Source organism: Streptomyces sp. TP-A0356 (assembly GCF_001417775.1).
In the GTDB taxonomy this organism is placed as follows: domain Bacteria; phylum Actinomycetota; class Actinomycetes; order Streptomycetales; family Streptomycetaceae; genus Streptomyces.
The window spans coordinates 236,171-252,750 of the sequence record NZ_BBZJ01000028.1 but is presented as its reverse complement, the minus strand read 5'-3'; the positions used below and the strand labels follow the sequence as shown (position 1 = coordinate 252,750).

9 protein-coding genes are annotated in these 16,580 nt (G+C 68.2%); 8 read left to right on the top strand and 1 reads right to left on the bottom strand.

Translation table 11 applies throughout. The features are described from left to right. Positions 1–520 precede the first annotated feature (520 nt). Positions 521–3,799 carry a GH92 family glycosyl hydrolase gene (locus ASC56_RS30125; protein ID WP_055494729.1) on the top strand — a complete coding sequence of 1,093 codons (3,279 nt, stop codon included), beginning with the start codon at positions 521–523 and terminating at the stop codon, positions 3,797–3,799. A gap of 70 nt (positions 3,800–3,869) precedes the next feature. Here the strand turns inward: ASC56_RS30125 and ASC56_RS30120 are convergent, their stop codons facing one another. Further along, positions 3,870–7,673, bottom strand: coding sequence for a GH92 family glycosyl hydrolase (locus ASC56_RS30120; RefSeq protein WP_199836101.1), 3,804 nt, complete (start codon positions 7,671–7,673; stop codon positions 3,870–3,872). A 457-nt stretch (positions 7,674–8,130) separates the two neighbouring features. On the opposite strand from ASC56_RS30120, the gene ngcE reads away from it, so the two are divergent. The 7 genes from ngcE to ASC56_RS30085 all read left to right on the top strand — a co-directional run bounded on the left by ngcE (position 8,131) and on the right by ASC56_RS30085 (position 16,470). After that, a complete protein-coding gene (gene ngcE / locus ASC56_RS30115) occupies positions 8,131–9,582 on the top strand; it encodes an N-acetylglucosamine/diacetylchitobiose ABC transporter substrate-binding protein (RefSeq protein ID WP_055494728.1) in 1,452 nt (483 codons plus the stop codon). Between the two features lie 76 nt (positions 9,583–9,658). After that, entirely contained in the window at positions 9,659–10,585 is a 927-nt protein-coding gene (locus ASC56_RS30110; RefSeq protein ID WP_055494727.1) for a carbohydrate ABC transporter permease, read from the top strand. A gap of 2 nt (positions 10,586–10,587) precedes the next feature. Then, entirely contained in the window at positions 10,588–11,511 is a 924-nt protein-coding gene (locus ASC56_RS30105; protein ID WP_055494726.1) for a carbohydrate ABC transporter permease, read from the top strand. A 262-nt stretch (positions 11,512–11,773) separates the two neighbouring features. Next, the gene (locus ASC56_RS30100; protein ID WP_055494725.1) at positions 11,774–12,973 is read left to right on the top strand and encodes an ROK family transcriptional regulator; all 1,200 of its coding nucleotides are present in this window, start codon (positions 11,774–11,776) and stop codon (positions 12,971–12,973) included. Positions 12,974–13,106: 133 nt separating this feature from the next. Further along, the gene (locus ASC56_RS30095; RefSeq protein ID WP_055494724.1) at positions 13,107–14,210 is read left to right on the top strand and encodes a substrate-binding domain-containing protein; all 1,104 of its coding nucleotides are present in this window, start codon (positions 13,107–13,109) and stop codon (positions 14,208–14,210) included. A 179-nt stretch (positions 14,211–14,389) separates the two neighbouring features. Next, positions 14,390–15,181: an ATP-binding cassette domain-containing protein gene (locus ASC56_RS30090; protein WP_055494723.1), complete on the top strand. Its 792-nt coding sequence runs from the start codon at positions 14,390–14,392 to the stop codon at positions 15,179–15,181. Further along, positions 15,178–16,470 carry a sugar ABC transporter permease gene (locus ASC56_RS30085; RefSeq protein ID WP_055494722.1) on the top strand — a complete coding sequence of 431 codons (1,293 nt, stop codon included), beginning with the start codon at positions 15,178–15,180 and terminating at the stop codon, positions 16,468–16,470. The genes ASC56_RS30090 and ASC56_RS30085 overlap by 4 nt, the downstream gene beginning before the upstream one ends. Positions 16,471–16,580 lie beyond the last annotated feature (110 nt).

The window sequence follows — 16,580 nt, the reverse complement described above, 5'->3', positions numbered from 1 at the left end:
GGTTGCCCCGCGCGCCGCCGAAGGCGGCCAACTCCGCTCCGACGAGTGATGTCCCGAGATGCCGAAGTCGTCTCAGGGGCGCCGCGTCCGGTACCGCACGGTGCGTACCTCACGCGTCACGGTGCGTACCTCACGCGTCAGGCATGGGGCGGACCGGGTGGCCGGTGTGCGCGCCACCCGGTCCGCATGGTGGTCCGGCCCGGGGGGAGGGGGCCGGACCGGGATCGAGGGTCCGAGCTCGGGTGATGCGGAGTGCCTGGGGAGCGTGGCTTGTGACGACCGGTGGAGGCGACAACGTTGTCGGTGTGGTCTGTACATGACTGTACTCCGCGGATGGACAACGATGTCAAGGCCGTTCGCCCGTACGGCTGACAACCCCTGGCGGCCCTTCGGCTGAAAGAGCGCGTGCCGCGCCCGGTCCCGCGGGCGGTCTTCCCCGGTACGGGTGGCACACGTTACTGTCCCTGCGGCTTGTGCGACCTGTGGTGCGCGACCCGTCCGAAGGAGGAGGGGCCGCGTCATGCGTTTCCGTCCGACGTCCCTGCTGCTCGCCGCCGCCCTGGCGGTCGGCGGCGCCACGCCCGCGCTCGCCGCGGGTGCCGCTCCCCCCGGTTCCGACCTGGTCCGGGACCCGACCGCGTACGTCGACCCGCTCATCGGCACCAGGAACGGCGGCAATGTCTTCCCGGGCGCCGTCGTCCCGTTCGGCATGCTCTCCTGGAGCCCCGAGAACACCCGGGGCGACGCGACGAGAACGGCCGCGCCCGGCGGCTACCAGTACGACGCCACCCGCGTCCGCGGCTTCAGCCTCACCCATATGTCGGGCACCGGGTGCGCGGGCGGCGGCGGCGACATCCCGTTCTTCCCGTACGCGGGCGAGGTCACCTCCTCTCCCGCGAGCGACACCAAGGACGCGGTCTACGCCGCCGACTTCGCGCACGCCGACGAGACCGCCGAGCCCGGCCACTACAAGGTGGGCCTGTCCTCCGGTGTCACGGCAGACCTGACGGCGACCGCGCGCACGGGCTCGGGCCGCTTCACCTTCCCCGCGGACAAGCCGGCCTCCCTGCTGATCCGCACCGCCAACTCCGAAGTGGGATCGGCCGATTCGTCGGTCACGATCGACCCGGCGACCCGCACGGTCTCCGGCTCGGTCACCTCCGGCGACTTCTGCGGCTACCTCGACCCGGAGGGACAGCGCAGCTACTACACCCTCTACTTCACGGCCCGCTTCGACCGCGACTTCACAGCGACCGGCACCTGGCAGGACGACAAGGTGAGCCCGGGATCCGCGCAGGCGAGCGGGGGCACCGGCGGCTTCGCGCACGGCGGCAGGCCCGTCGCGGGCAAGGGAGCGGGCGGATACGTGCAGTTCGCGCCGGGCTCGGGTCCCGTGAACGTCAAGGTCGGCATCTCGTACGTCAGCCAGGCCGGCGCGCGGGCCAATCTCCGGGCCGAGAACCCCGGCGGACGCTCCTTCGAGTCCGTCCGGGAGGCCGCCCGGCGCGCCTGGCGCGACCGGTTGGCCGCGATCCGGGTCGGCGGCGGCACGGACGAGGACCGCACCACCTTCTACACCGCCCTCTACCACGCCCTCCTGCACCCGAACGTCATCAGCGACACCGACGGCCGCTATCGCGGCAGCGACGCCGGGGTGCACCGGGTCAGCCGGGGCCACGAGGCCCAGTACGGCACCTTCTCCGGCTGGGACGTCTACCGTGACCAGGTGCAGTTGCTGACCCTGCTCAGCCCGGACACCGGCGCCGACATAGCGCAGTCGCTGTACGAACTCGCCCGGCAGAACGGGGGTGTCTGGGACCGCTGGCTGCACGGCGCGAGCGGCACCCACGTCATGAACGGCGACCCGTCGCCGACCGCCCTCGCCGGCATCCGCGCCTTCGGCGGCACGCACTTCGACCTGCGCGGCGCGCTGGACTCGCTGGTGAAGGCGGCGACGGTTCCCACCGCCCAGGACCTGTCCGCCGCGGGCAAGCCGGTGCTGTCGGTCGGCCAGCGCCCGTCCCTGGACAAGTACCTGGAGCACCACTACATGCCCTCGGTGTCCAACGCGTGGGGCGGCGCGGCCGAGACGCTGGAGATGTCGACGGCGGACTTCGCGCTCTCCCAACTCGCCACGGCCGCAGGGAGGAAGGACACCGCGGCGGACTTCGCGCGCCGCTCCCAGTGGTGGCAGAACAACTTCAACCTCGCGGCCGATCCGAGTGGCGGATACATCGCCAACCGCAAGGCGGACGGCAGCTGGGTCACCGGCTTCACCCCGGCGACCGGCAACGGCTTCGTGGAGGGGACGGCGGCGCAGTACACCTGGATGGTCCAGCACAACCCGGCCGGGCTGTTCGCCGCGATGGGCGGCAGGGGCAAGGCGATCTCCCGCCTCGACGCCTTCTTCCACAACGCCGACGGCAGCTGGGCGTTCACCGGCAACGGCGGCGACAAGTCGGAGCTGGACAACGAGCCGTCGATCAACGTGCCGTATCTCTACGACTACGCGGGCGCGCCGTACCGGACCCAGGAGACCGTGCGTGCGGCGATGACCAGGCTCTGGTCCACGAAGCCGGAGGGCATCCCCGGCAACGACGACCTCGGCGCGATGTCGTCCTGGTACGTCTTCTCGGCGCTCGGCATGTATCCGCAGGTGCCGTCCCGGGCCGAACTCGTGCTGGCCTCACCGCTGTTCCCGCGCGTGACGATCGCCCGCCCCCGGGGCAACGACATCGAGATCCGGGCCGAGGGCGCCGGCAAGGAGTCCCCGTACGTGCGGTCGCTGAGGGTCGACGGCCGCAGCAGCGACCGTCCTTGGCTGCCCGCCTCCTTCGTCCGGGACGGCGGCCGCCTGGACTACACCCTCTCGGACACCCCCGACCGCGCCTGGGGCACGGACCCGGCCGACGCGCCGCCCTCCTTCCGGGAGGGGGAGCAGCCGTACCAGATCGGCGTCGGCCCGACCACCGCGAGCCTCGCGCCGGGCGGCAGCACCAAGCTCGGCGTCCGCGCGCTGGCCCTCAGTGGCGGTACGGGCCCCGAGGTGCGGTTCTCGGTCGTCACTCCGGCCGGGGTGACGGCGAGTCCCGCCGAGGGAACGGTCGAGGACGGCGCCCAGGAGATCACCCTGACCGCCGACCCGACGGCCCGGCAGGGCTTCTACGACGTGAAGGTCACCGTGACCTCGGCCGGCACCTCGTACGTCCAACCGGTGGCGCTGACGGTCGCGGTCCCCGGCACGCTGCTGGCCGCGTACAACAACACGGGCGTCTCGGACGACCAGGGAGACCACGACGAGGCCGACTACGACGGCGGAGGCTGGAGCTACTCGCGCCAGGCCCTGGCGGACGCCGGCCTGACGGCGGGCGGGCAGGGCAGCGCCTTCGGCCTGTCCTTCACCTGGCCGAACTCCCCGCCGGGCCGCCCCGACAACGTCTCGGCGAACCGGGGGACCATCGAACTCCCCGTACCCGCAGCCAGGCTGAGCTTCGTCGGCAGCGCGGTCAACGGCAACCAGCGGACCAAGGCGACCGTGACCTACACCGACGGCACGACGGACACCATCGACCTCTCCTTCACCGACTGGACGATCGGCGGCGGTTCCGGCGCGGTCCAGTACGGCAACGAGGTCCTCGCGAAGACGGCGTACCGCAATGTCGCGGGCGCCGACAAGGACCCGGTGGCGACCTATGTGTTCGCCACCAAGCCCTACGACGCCCCGTCCGGCAGGACGATCAGGAGTGTGACACTCCCGGACGACGCGGACCTGCATGTGTTCGCACTCGCGGTGGGCTGAACCACCGCCCGGGCACAGGAGGGCGGGCGCGGAGGGACCTCCGCGCCCGCCCCTTGTCCCGTTGGGGGCCTCAGGCCAGCAGCTCCACCTCCGCGAGGGTCGACTCGGAGCTCGGGACCAGGCGGTAGTGCGCGTACGAGCCGGGATGCGGGATCGAGAACGCCCTCGTCTGCCGGTCCCAGGTGAAGGCCTCGCCCGACCGCTCGTCCAGGGTCGTCCACTGCGTGCCGTCCTGGGAGGCCTGCAGGGTCCAGCCCGTGGGCGCCTTGGTGTGGTCCGCAGGGGACGTCAGGGTGTACTGCACCGCCGTGGTGCTCCCCGTGACCGGAAGGTCCACGCTCGTCACGGTCGCCTCCGTCGCCGAGGTGTCGTCGAAGAGCGGACCGTCGCCCTTGAGCACGTCCGCACGCGGCGACGGCACCTGGTCGTCGCGCGTGATCGACACCGGCGCCGCGTCCTTTCCGGTGCCCCAGGCCGACGGCCGGGGACCCATGTCGAAGTCCAGCACACCGCCCCGGGAGAGCAGCGCATGCGGCAGCGACGTCGACGTCCAGCTACGGCCGTTGACCCGCAGGCCCTGGACGTACACGTTCCTCGCGCTGTTCTCCGGTGCCCTGACGACCAGTTCCCTGCCGTTGTCCAGGTGCACGGTGGCCTTCTTGAACAGCGGTGATCCGATGGCGTACTCGCCGCTGCCCATCACCAGCGGGTAGAAGCCGAGCGCCGAGAACACGTACCAGGCCGACTGCTCGCCGTTGTCCTCGTCACCGAGGTAGCCCTGGCCGATCTCGCTGCCGGTGAAGAGACGGGAGAGGACCTCACGGATCCTCGCCTGCGCCTGCCAGGGCCGGCCCGCCGCGTCGTACATGTAGAGCACGTGGTGCGAGGGCTGGTTGGAGTGCCCGTACATGCCCATCCGGACGTCACGGGCCTCGGTCATCTCGTGGATGACACCTCCGTAGGAGCCGGCGAACTGCGGTGAGGCGGTCTCGGGGGTCGCGAAGTACTCGTCCAGCTTGTCGGCCAGCTTGGCGCGCCCACCGTACAGGTTCGCCAGGCCCCGGCTGTCCTGCGGGACCGTGAAGGCGAAGCCCCAGCCGTTCGTCTCCGTGTAGTCGTAGCCCCACACGCGTGGGTCGTACTTCGACGGATCCAGCCGCCAGTTGCCCTGCCCGTCACGGCCCTGGAAGAAGCCGATCCTCTTGTCGAAGAGGTCGACGTAGTCCTGGGCGCGGTTGAGGAAGTACTGCGACTCCTCCTGGTAGCGCTTCTTGCCGGTCTTCTCGTACAGCGCCTGGCCCATCCGGGCGATGCCGTAGTCGTTGACGTAGCCCTCCATCGCCCACGACAGGCCCTCTCTCGTGCCGGTGGTCGTGTAGCCGAGGAACGGCGAGTTCGTCATGCCCTTGCGGCCGACCCCGGACGAGGGCGGTAGGACCGTGGCGTTCTTCACCGCCGCGTCATAGGCGGCCTGAGCGTCGAACTTCACCCCCTTCACGTAGGCGTCGGCGAACGCCACGTCCGACGAGGTGCCGGTCATCAGGTCGGCGTAGCCGGGCGAGGACCACCGGGAGGTCCAGCCGCCGTCCTTGTACTGCTGTACGAAACCGTCGACCAGCTGGCCCGCCTCGTTCGGGGTCAGGAAGGAGTACGCCGGCCAGGTCGTCCGGTAGGTGTCCCAGAAGCCGTTGTTGACGTACACCTTGCCGTCGACGATCTTCGCCCCGGTGTGCGTGGGAGTGTCCTGGCTCGTCATCGGGGAGAACGGGGAGGCGTACTGGTAGGACGAACCCACCTTCTCGAAGCCCGAGTTGGGGTACAGGTAGAGCCGGTACAGCGAGGAGTACAGCGTCGTCAGCTGGTCGTTCGTCGCACCCTCGACCTCGATCCTGCCGAGCAGCCTGTCCCAGGTCCGCTGGGCGTGCGTGCGCACCTCGTCGAACGACGTCCCCTCGGGGATCTCCTGGCGCAGATTGTCCTTCGCCTGGTCGATGCTGATCAGCGAGGTGGCGAGGCGGAGGGTCACCGTGTGGTCCGCGCCCGGCTTGAAGCGCAGGTACCCCTTCACTCCCGAAGCCGCTCCGTCCGTCGCGGGGGCGTCGAACACGCCGTACACGAACAGTCGCGTCGCGCCCGTCGACAGTCCCGATTTCACGTCCGAGAAGCCGGTGACGATCCCGTTGTCCTTGTCGAGGGTCAGTCCGGCCTGCTCGGTCACATTGTCGAAGAGCACGCTCGCGTCGTCGCCGGGATAGGTGAACCGCAGCACCGCCGCGTGGTCCGTCGGCGTCATCTCCGCCTTGAGGCCGTTCTCGAAGGTCACGCCGTAGTAATAGGGGCGCGCGACCTCGTTCTCGTGCCGGAACGCCAGCGCCCGCGCGGTGCGGCCGGTGTCCGGGGTGCCGGAGGCGGCCGACGGCATCACCTCGAACGTCTGCCGGTCACCCATCCATGGACTCGGCTCATGGCTCGCGCTGAACGCCTGGATCGTGGGCAGGTTGTCCGCGTTGTTGGCCCGTGCGTAGTCGTAGAGCCAGCTCAAGGAGCCGGCGTTGGTCTCCGGCGTCCAGAAGTTGAAGCCGTGCGGCAGGGCCGTCGCCGGGAAGTCGTTGCCCCGGGAGAAGGAGCCGCTGGAGTTCGTGCCCCGGGTCGTCAGCGCGTAGTCGGACGGGTGCGCCTTGGGCCTGTCCGGCGGGACGGTCTTCAGCGCGATGTCGTCCAGCCAGCCCCGGAACTTCGCCGGGCCCTTCGGCGAGTCGTACGCCACCACGATCCGGTCCACGGTCCTGCCGGCCGCGACCGATCCGATCCGCGAGACCACGTTGTTCCACTGGTTGACGTACAGGGACTTGGACGCGCCCTGCCCCTGTGGGGTCAGCGGGAATCCGTGCTGGTCGAGCGCCCCGAGGTCGCTGAGATGGGTGCCGTCGGTGAAGTCCAGGTCGACCGAGACGTTCGTGGCGTCGTAGTCCCGGACCCCGTCCGCCATCGACGGGAAGATCCGGTAGGACAGCTGGGTGTCCCGCCGGACGTCCACGTTGACGTCGAAGACCTTGTTGTACGAGTACGCCCGCTCGGCCGCGGTGTGCGTCCCCGCGTACCGCAGGGCCCGGCGGCCCGTGAAGCCCGCGCCCGCCTTGGCGGTGGGGGAGCCCATCGGCCCGCGGTCCACGAGCGTGCGCATGTCCTTGGGCGTGGGGTCGGTGCTGTTGCCCGTGGAGAACTGGACGTCGGCGAGTTGCAGGATGTCCGCGCCCTGGTTCTTGGTGATGTCGAGCCGGAAGTGCTGGTACTCCGCCGGACCGGCGAGGTCGAACGATTTCGTCTGGAAGCGCTGGTCGAACGACGCGCCGGTGCGTGTGTCGAGCGTCTTCCAGTCCTTGCCGTCCGTGGATCCCTGGAGGGTCCAGTCGGCCGGGTCCCGCTCCGCGTAGTCGTTGGCCGACGTCAGCGCGTACGTCAGTACCTTGACCGGCGCGTCGAAGTCGAACTCCACCCAGCCCGTCTGGGCGAACGTGAGCCACTTGCTGCCCGGGTCGCCGTCGATCAGGTTCTCCTTGACCTCACCGCCGGCCGTGTTCTCCCCGCTGGCCCGTACATCGGTGACCTCGTCGGTCACATTGCCCGGAATACCGGTTGTATACCCTCCGTCCACGCCGGACGCCCGCTTCGACCCGTCGGCCGCCGTGTCCACCGTGTTCAGCCATGTCGGCGCCGGATCACCCGCTTCGAACGAGGACGCGAACTCCCGGTCGCCGGAGGACGGTTGGGCGGGCAGTGCCACCGCCGCGCCCTGGGCGGCCACCAGCAACGCGAAGGCGGCCGTTGCCACGACCGCCCTAGGAGCCCATCTGTGCCGAGATCTGTGCTGCATACGCGAGCACCCTCCCTGCGCTGTGAAAATATGGACAACGTTGTCAACTTCGCTGCGCAAGGAACCAGTAGGTGGTCAAGTGGTCAGTGATGTCAAGGGTGTTGGGTGTGGCATTCGGGCCCAATGCGGCCGATGGACCGCTCCGGCGGCCCGTATGCATTCCGTATTTCCGCGAGGTCTCAACTCGGAAAAGCAAACCGACAACCTTGCATTCGATCTTGCTCCGCTGGCGGAAAGTGGACTATACCTGTCGGCGTCCGGGCAGCTGTCACCTTGCCGTACAGCAGCAGTGCACGGGCACGACAAGGGAATCGGGAGGCGCGGACCGTTGCGGGCACGACCGACTGCCGTGCCGTCCCACTGAATCCCTCGTGCACGACCCCAGCTTCACCATCATCGCGGTGCCGGGGAGGATCCGGTTCACCGCCTGAGTCCTGGAGAAGGCGAGGACTTGAGCATGGGATCCACTTCCGGCGAGAACACCACCCCCGAAGGCGTCGGCCGCCGCGATCTGATCAGGCGGTCCGCAGCCCTCGGCCTGATCGCCGTCCCCACGATGAGCTTCCTGTCCGCGTGCGCCAGCAGCGGGGGCGGCGGCGGGGAGAAGGCCAAGGCGGGCAAGAAGACCGCGAAGAACCCGCTGGGTGTGAACGACACGGCGCAGATGGAGTTCGTGCTCTTCGACGGCGGCTTCGGCAAGGAGTACGCCCAGGACGCGGTGAAGGTCTACGAGAGGGACTTCCCGAAGGTGAAGGTGAAGTTCTCCGCCACCCAGAAGATCCAGTCCACCTTGCAGCCCCGCTTCAACCAGGGCAATCCGCCGGACCTCATCGACAACTCCGGCGCCGAGCAGATGGACATGGGCGTCCTCGTCGGCAAGAGCCAGCTCGCCGACCTCACCCCGCTCCTCGACGCCCCCTCCTACGACGACCCGAACAAGAAGGTCCGCGACACGCTGCGCCCGGGCATCGTGGAGATGGGCCAGTTCGACGGCAGCCCCGTCTGGATCATGTACTACGCCTACACCGTGTACGGCGTCTGGTACTCGCAGAAGCTCCTCGACTCGCTCGGCGAGAAGTACCCGGAGACCTGGGACGAGATGCTCAAGGTCTGTGAGGCGGCCAAGAAGAAGGGCATCGCGGGGTGGACGTACGCGGGCAAGTACCCGTACTACATCCCCTTCTCGCTGTACCCGATGATCGGCAAGGTCGGCGGCCGCCAGGTCCTCGACGCCATCGACAACCTGGAGCCGAACGCCTGGAAGCACCCGGCCGTCAAGACCTGTTTCGAGGCGTACTACGAGCTCTACAAGAAGGGCTACATCCTCCAGGGCACGCCCGGCCTCGACCACATCCAGTCGCAGACCGCCTGGGCGAAGGGCAAGGCGCTGTTCATCCCGAACGGCTCCTGGGTGGAGAACGAGTCCGCGAACGTCATTCCGGGCGACTTCAACCTGGCCGTCTCCGCGCCCACCGGCATCGACTCCTCCGACAAGCTGCCCTTCGGCACCATCTGGGCCTCCGGCGGCGAGCCCTTCGTCGTCCCGGCCAAGGCGAAGAACCCGGCGGGCGGTATGGAGCAGCTGCGCATCATGCTCAGCGAGGCCTCCTCGAAGAACTTCACCACCAAGGTCAAGTCGCTGACGGCGTTGAACGGCGGCACCACCGGTATCAGCCTGACGCCGGGCCTCAAGTCCGGTGTGGCCGCGCTGGAGAAGGCCGGCAACAACGTCCTGAACCCGCGCCTGCAGGACTGGTACGTGCAGCTCCAGAAGGAGAAGATCGGTGTGGCCGGACTCGGCGAGATGATGGCCGGCCGCCTCACCCCGGCCGAGGCCATCAAGAAGATCCAGGGCTTCGCCGACGAGGCGGCCAAGGACACGTCGATCAAGCACTACAAGCACCAGTGAGGATCCGTCACCAGCGGCGGCGGCCGCCGGCCGAACCCGGACCGGCGGCCGGGCAGCGAGATCGGGGTCGGTAGCAATGCAGCACGGCAAGTACCGGTTCATCGTGGGGTTCCTCGCGGTCCCCCTCGGGCTGTACGCGCTCTTCGTCGTATGGCCGTTCATCCAGTCCATCTACTACTCGTTCACGGACTGGACCGGCCTGAGCCCCGAATTCAAGATGGTGGGCACCGACAACTACACGAGGATGTTCCACGACGACATCTTCTGGAAGTCGCTGTGGCACAGCCTGCTGTTCGCGCTGCTGCTGCCGCTGGTGACGATCAGCCTGGCCCTGTTCTTCGCCTTCATGATCAATGTGGGCGGACGGCGGCGGAGGGGCGGCCCGGTGGTCTCGGGAGTCCGCGGCTCGTCCTTCTACAAGATCGTCTACTTCTTCCCGCAGGTGCTGTCGATCGCCATCGTCGCCCTGTTGTTCGCCTTCGCGTACAACCCGGACAGCGGCGCGGTCAACTCGCTGCTGCGCGGGATCGGGCTCGGCAGCGTCCAGCCGCTGTGGCTGGGCGACCCGAACCTCGCCCTGTGGTGCGTGATGGCGGTCCTCGTCTGGTCCACGGTCGGCTTCTTCGTGGTCCTCTTCTCCGCGGGCATGGCCTCCATCCCGGGGGACCTGTACGAGGCGGCGCTCCTCGACGGGGCGGGCCGCGCCACCACGTTCTTCCGGATCACCCTGCCGCTGCTGTGGGACACCGTGCAGTCCGGCTGGGTGTACATGGGCATCCTCGCCCTGGGCGCCGAGTCGTTCGCGGTCGTACAGATCATGACGACCGGGCCGGGCGGCCCCGACTACTCGACCACCGTCATGGTGCTGTACGTCTACCAGAAGGCCTTCCGTGACGGTCAGGCCGCCTACGCAACCACCATCGGTGTCGCCCTGCTCGTCGTGACGCTGCTGTTCGCGGCGACCGTGATGCGGCTGGGCCGGCGCGAGCGGCTGGAGTTCTGATCATGAAGACGACCGAGACCCCCGCCCCGATCCCGGCCGAGTCCGGCGCCGCCGCCACCAAGACCGACGCCCCTCCCGCCGGGCCGTCCCGGCGGAAGCAGGAGGGCACCGTCCTCAACGTCTTCTCGCACGGCATGCTCGTCCTGTGGGCCTTCATGGTGGTCATGCCGCTGCTGTGGGCCGTGATGACGTCCTTCAAGGACGACAGCTCCATCTTCAGCTCGCCCTGGTCGCTGCCGGACAAGCTGCACTTCGAGAACTGGGCGCGGGCCTGGACCGACGCCAACATGAGCGACTACTTCCTCAACACCGTTCTGGTGGTGGGCGGTTCGCTCATCGGCACGCTGGTGCTCGGCTCGATGGCGGCGTACGTCCTGGCCCGCTTCGACTTCCCGGGCAACCGGTTCATCTACTACCTGTTCATCGGCGGCATGAGCTTCCCGATCATGTTGGCGCTGGTCCCGCTGTTCTATGTCGTGAACAACATGGGCCTGCTGAACACGATCCACGGACTGATCCTCGTCTACATCGCCTACTCGCTGCCCTTCACGGTCTTCTTCCTGACCGCGTTCTTCCGCACGCTGCCCACATCGGTGGCCGAGGCCGCGTTCGTGGACGGAGCCTCGCACACCCGCACGTTCTTCCAGATCATGCTCCCGATGGCGAAGCCGGGCCTGATCAGCGTGGGGATCTTCAACTTCCTGGGCCAGTGGAACCAGTACATGCTCCCGACGGTCCTGAACACCGACCCCGACAAGCGCGTCCTCACCCAGGGCCTGGTCCAGCTGGCCGCCAGCCAGGGCTACAAGGGTGACTGGTCCGGACTCTTCGCGGGCCTGGTGATGGCGATGCTGCCGGTGCTGGCGGCGTACATCGTCTTCCAGCGGCAGGTGGTGCAGGGACTGACCGCGGGGGCCCTGAAGTAGCGACGACGGCATGCCGAGGCAACCGTACGCGGCGTACAACCCGGCCCGCCGGCGTCCTCTCCGTGAACGCAGGGCGGCGTCGGCGTGTCCATGCCCCGGCGGCTTCGATCTTCCCCGATTTCCGTCAAGGTCTTGACTGCGGTAACCCGTTCAGCGGAGCTTGGAGTTCACAACTTGTAAGTGACCCGGGCCCCGCTGTTGTGACCCGGGTCACACGGGCGGCATCGTGGCCGCCGTGCTGAGGGCAGGAGTGGATGAGTCGATGGAGACTCCGGGGTCGCAGTCGTCGCTGCACCGAGCAAATCTGGAGCGCGTCGTCCGTGCGGTGCGCCTCGCCGGGTCGCTCACGCAGGCGGAGATCGCGAGGACGACCGGCCTGTCCGCGGCAACCGTCTCCAACATCGTGCGGGAGCTCAAGGACGGCGGAACCGTCGAGGTCACGCCCACATCGGCGGGTGGCCGCAGGGCCCGCAGCGTCTCCCTCAGCGGTGACGCCGGCATCGTCATCGGTGTCGACTTCGGCCACACCCATTTGCGCGTCGCGGTCGGAAACCTCGCCCATCAGGTGCTCGCCGAGGAGTCCGAGCCGCTGGATGTGGACGCCTCCGCCGCGCAGGGCTTCGACCGGGCGGAACAGCTGGTCAGCAGGCTGATCGAGGCGACCGGCGTGGACCGCTCCAAGGTCGCGGGTGTGGGCCTCGGCGTCCCCGGCCCCATCGACGTCGAGTCGGGCACGCTCGGCTCCACCTCCATCCTGCCGGGCTGGACCGGCGCCAGACCCGCCGAGGAGCTGCGGGGGCGGCTCGGCGTGCCGGTGCACGTGGACAACGACGCCAACCTCGGCGCCCTCGGCGAGCTGGTCTGGGGCAGCGGCCGGGGGGTCAAGGACCTGGCGTACATCAAGGTCGCGAGCGGTGTCGGCGCCGGACTGGTGATCGACGGCAAGATCTACCGAGGGCCCGGCGGCACTGCGGGAGAAATCGGGCACATCACCCTTGATGAATCCGGCCCCGTCTGCCGCTGCGGCAACCGGGGCTGTCTGGAGACGTTCGCGGCGGCGCGGTACGTACTACCGCTGCTCGAGTCCAGCCACGGCACCGATCTGACCATGGAAGGCGTGGTCAGGCTGGCGCGGGACGGTGATCCGGGCTGCCGCCGGGTGATCGCCGACGTCGGCCGCCACGTCGGCAGTGGGGTCGCCAATCTCTGCAATCTGCTGAACCCGAGCCGAGTGGTCCTCGGTGGTGATCTCGCCGAGGCCGGGGAGCTGGTCCTGGGGCCCATCAGGGAGTCGGTCGGCCGGTACGCGATCCCCAGCGCGGCACGTCAGCTCTCGGTGTTGCCAGGGGCGCTCGGCGGTCGTGCGGAAGTGCTCGGAGCGCTGGCTCTCGCGCTCAGCGAGATGGGCGATTCAACCCTTTTGGATGGCACGCTTCCCGCGGTAACCCCTGCCTTCACTTAGAGAACGGATGGCACCGTTGCCATCTCGTTAAGGATTTACTTCTTGACGTTGAACGTGCGGCCGAGTTGACTTCCAGCCACCTCGGCCGCAACGACGCGGCCTCGTCAGGGAGGTTTCTGAATTGAACACGCGTATGCGTCGTGCCGCCGTTGCCGTTGCCGCTGGTGCGATGGCCGTCTCGCTGGCCGCTTGTGGCAGTGCCAAGCAGTCCGGCAACAGCTCGTCCTCGTCCTCGGGCGGCGCCAAGAAGGGCGACGCCATCAAGGTCGGTCTGCTTCTCCCCGAGAACCAGACCGCCCGGTACGAGAAGTTCGACCGCCCCTTGATCGAGAAGAAGGTCAAGGAGCTCACGAACGGCAAGGGCGAGGTCGTCTACGCCAACGCCAAGCAGGACCCGAGCACCCAGAACCAGCAGGTCGACACGATGATCACCAACAAGGTGGACGTCCTCATCGTGGACGCGGTCGACGCTGCGGCCATCAAGAGCTCGGTGGAGAAGGCCAAGGGGGCCGGCATCCCGGTCGTCGCCTACGACCGCCTCGCGCAGGGCTCGATCAGCGCCTACACCTCGTTCGACAACACGACGGTCGGCAAGGTCCAGGGCGAGGCCCTCCTCAAGGCCCTCGGCTCCAAGGCCAAGTCCGGCAAGATCGTCATGATGAACGGTTCCGTCACCGACCCGAACGCCGCCCAGTTCAAGGCGGGCGCCCACCAGGTCCTCAACGGCAAGGTGGACATCGGCAAGGAGTACGACACCAAGGAGTGGAAGCCGGAGAACGCCAACGCCAACATGGAAGGCGCCATCTCGGCTCTCGGCAAGCAGAACATCGTCGGTGTGTACTCCGCCAACGACGGCATGGCCGGCGGTATCATCACCGCCCTCAAGGCCGCCGGCATCACCAACATCCCGGTCACCGGCCAGGACGCCGAACTCGCGGGTGTGCAGCGCATCGTCACGGGTGAGCAGTACATGAGCGTCTACAAGCCGTACCCGCAGGAGGCCGACGTGGCCGCGGAGATGGCCGTCGCGCTCGCCCAGGGCAAGTCGCTCGACTCGATAGCCAAGGACAAGGTCGACAGCCCGACCACCAAGCAGGTGCCCTCCGTCCTCGTTCCGGTCGTCTCCCTGACCAAGGACAACATCAAGGACACCGTCATCAAGGACGGCATCTACACGATCTCCGACATCTGCACCGCGCAGTACAAGTCGGCCTGCGACAAGATCGGTCTGAAGTAAGCGACCCCAAGTCCTTTCGCCGTACGGGAATTCGTCCTTGAATCTCCGTACGGGACTGGCACGCAAAGGCTCCGCCGGCGCCCCGCGTTCACCAGCCCCGCAAGCTCGTCGCGGGGTGCCGGACGGAACATCCCCCCAAACTTCTGCACAACCTCCCGCCGGGTCAGGCGGCGAAGGAGATGATTCACGTGTCCGCTACGCCCGTGCTGGCGTTGCGCGGGGTCTCCAAGCGGTTCGGTGCCGTTCAGGCGCTCACCGACGTAGAGCTTGAGGTCCACGCCGGTGAGGTGGTCGCCCTGGTCGGCGACAACGGCGCCGGAAAATCCACGCTGGTCAAGACGATCGCCGGCGTGCACCCCATCGATGAGGGCGTCATCGAGTGGGAAGGCAAGGCGGTTCAGATCAACAAGCCGCACGACGCCCAGAGCCTGGGCATCGCGACGGTCTATCAGGACCTGGCGCTGTGCGACAACATCGACGTCGTCGGCAACCTCTACCTGGGCCGGGAGCTCCGCAAGCGCGGCATCCTGGACGAGGTCGAGATGGAGCGGCGCTCGCGCGAACTGCTCGACACGCTGTCGATCCGCATTCCCAGCGTCCGTATCCCGATCGCCTCGCTCTCCGGCGGTCAGCGCCAGACCGTGGCCATCGCCCGCTCCATGCTCGGCGAGCCCAAGCTGGTCATCCTCGACGAGCCCACCGCCGCCCTCGGCGTCGAGCAGACCGCGCAGGTCCTCGACCTCGTGGAGCGGCTGCGGGAGCGCGGTCACGCCGTGATCCTCATCAGCCACAACATGGCCGATGTGAAGGCCGTCGCCGACAAGGTGGCGGTGCTGCGTCTGGGACGCAACAACGGCGTCTTCGAGGTCAAGTCGACCTCGCAGGAAGAGATCATCTCCGCCATCACCGGCGCCACGGAAAACGCCGTGACCCGTCGTGCGGCGCGCACCAATGGGGAGATCAAGAAGTGAGCATCGACAAGACCTCCACGCCTCCCGAGGACCACGTCGTGGAGAACCCCGAAGCGGCCTCCCAGGCGGTCACCGCCGTCGACCCCCGGCTGCTGGTGCGCGAACAGGGCTTCGCCGGCTACATCACGGAGTTCAAGCGCAAGATGAAGGCCGGCGACCTGGGCTCCCTCCCGGTCGTCATCGGTCTGGCCGTGATCTGGATCATCTTCCAGAGCCTGAACTCCAACTTCCTCACGGCGGGCAACCTCTCCGACATCTCCGTCGCCATGGTCGGCACGGGCATGATCGCCGTCGGTATCGTCTTCGTGCTGCTGCTCGGTGAGATCGACCTGTCGGTGGGTTCGGTCTCCGGTGTCGCGGGCGCCACCTTCGCCGTCCTGAACGTCACCAACGGTATGAGCGAGTGGCTGGCCTTCGTGCTCGCCATCCTCACGGGTACGGTCGCGGGCGCGATCCATGGCTTCTTCTTCGCGAAGATCGGTGTGCCGGCGTTCGCGGTCACCCTGGCCGGTCTGCTGTTCTGGAACGGCTTCATGCTCAAGATCCTGGGCGACAACGGCACGATCAACCTGAACAGCGACGGCCTCGTGGCCAAGCTGACCAGCTACTACTTCTCCGACGTGGCCGCCGCCTACGGGCTCGCCGTCGCGGTGACGGTGCTGTACTTCCTCAGCGCCTACTTCGGCAACAAGCGGCGCGAGGCCGCCGGTGTGCCGTCCCGGCCACTGAGCGAGACCATCCTGCGCACCGTGCTGCTGGCGATCCTCACCTTGGTCGTCGCGGCCGTCTACAACCAGTACAAGGGTCTGCCGCTGGCCGTGGTGATCTTCATCGGCGTGCTGCTGGTCACCGACTTCGTGCTGCGCCGCACGGCGTACGGCCGGAAGATCTTCGCCCTCGGTGGCAGCGTCGAGGCGTCCCGGCGTGCCGGTATCAACGTGGACATGGTCCGGATCTCGGTCTTCGCGATCTCCGGCACGTTCGCCGCGATCGGCGGTCTGTTCATCGCCTCGAAGATCGCCTCCGCCAACCAGGGTGCCGGTGCCGGTGACCTGCTGATGAACGCGATCGCGGCGGCGGTGATCGGTGGTACGTCGCTGTTCGGTGGGCGCGGCCGTACGTGGAACGCGCTGCTCGGTGTGCTGGTGATCGTGTCGATCCAGTACGGGCTCGCCCTGGAGGGCATCGCCTCGCCGGTTCAGTACATGATCACCGGTGGTGTGCTGCTCGCCACGGTCGTCATCGACGCGGTGACGCGCAAGACGCAGAAGACGGCGGGTCGCGCGTAAGCGCTCCGCCGGGAGCGCCGTGGGGGTGCGGAGTTCGTCGGCCGCGGTCGTCCGTGGCTGCTCGCGCAGTTCCTCGCGCTCCTGACGGGCCGAGCCCCTGACGGGGCAGG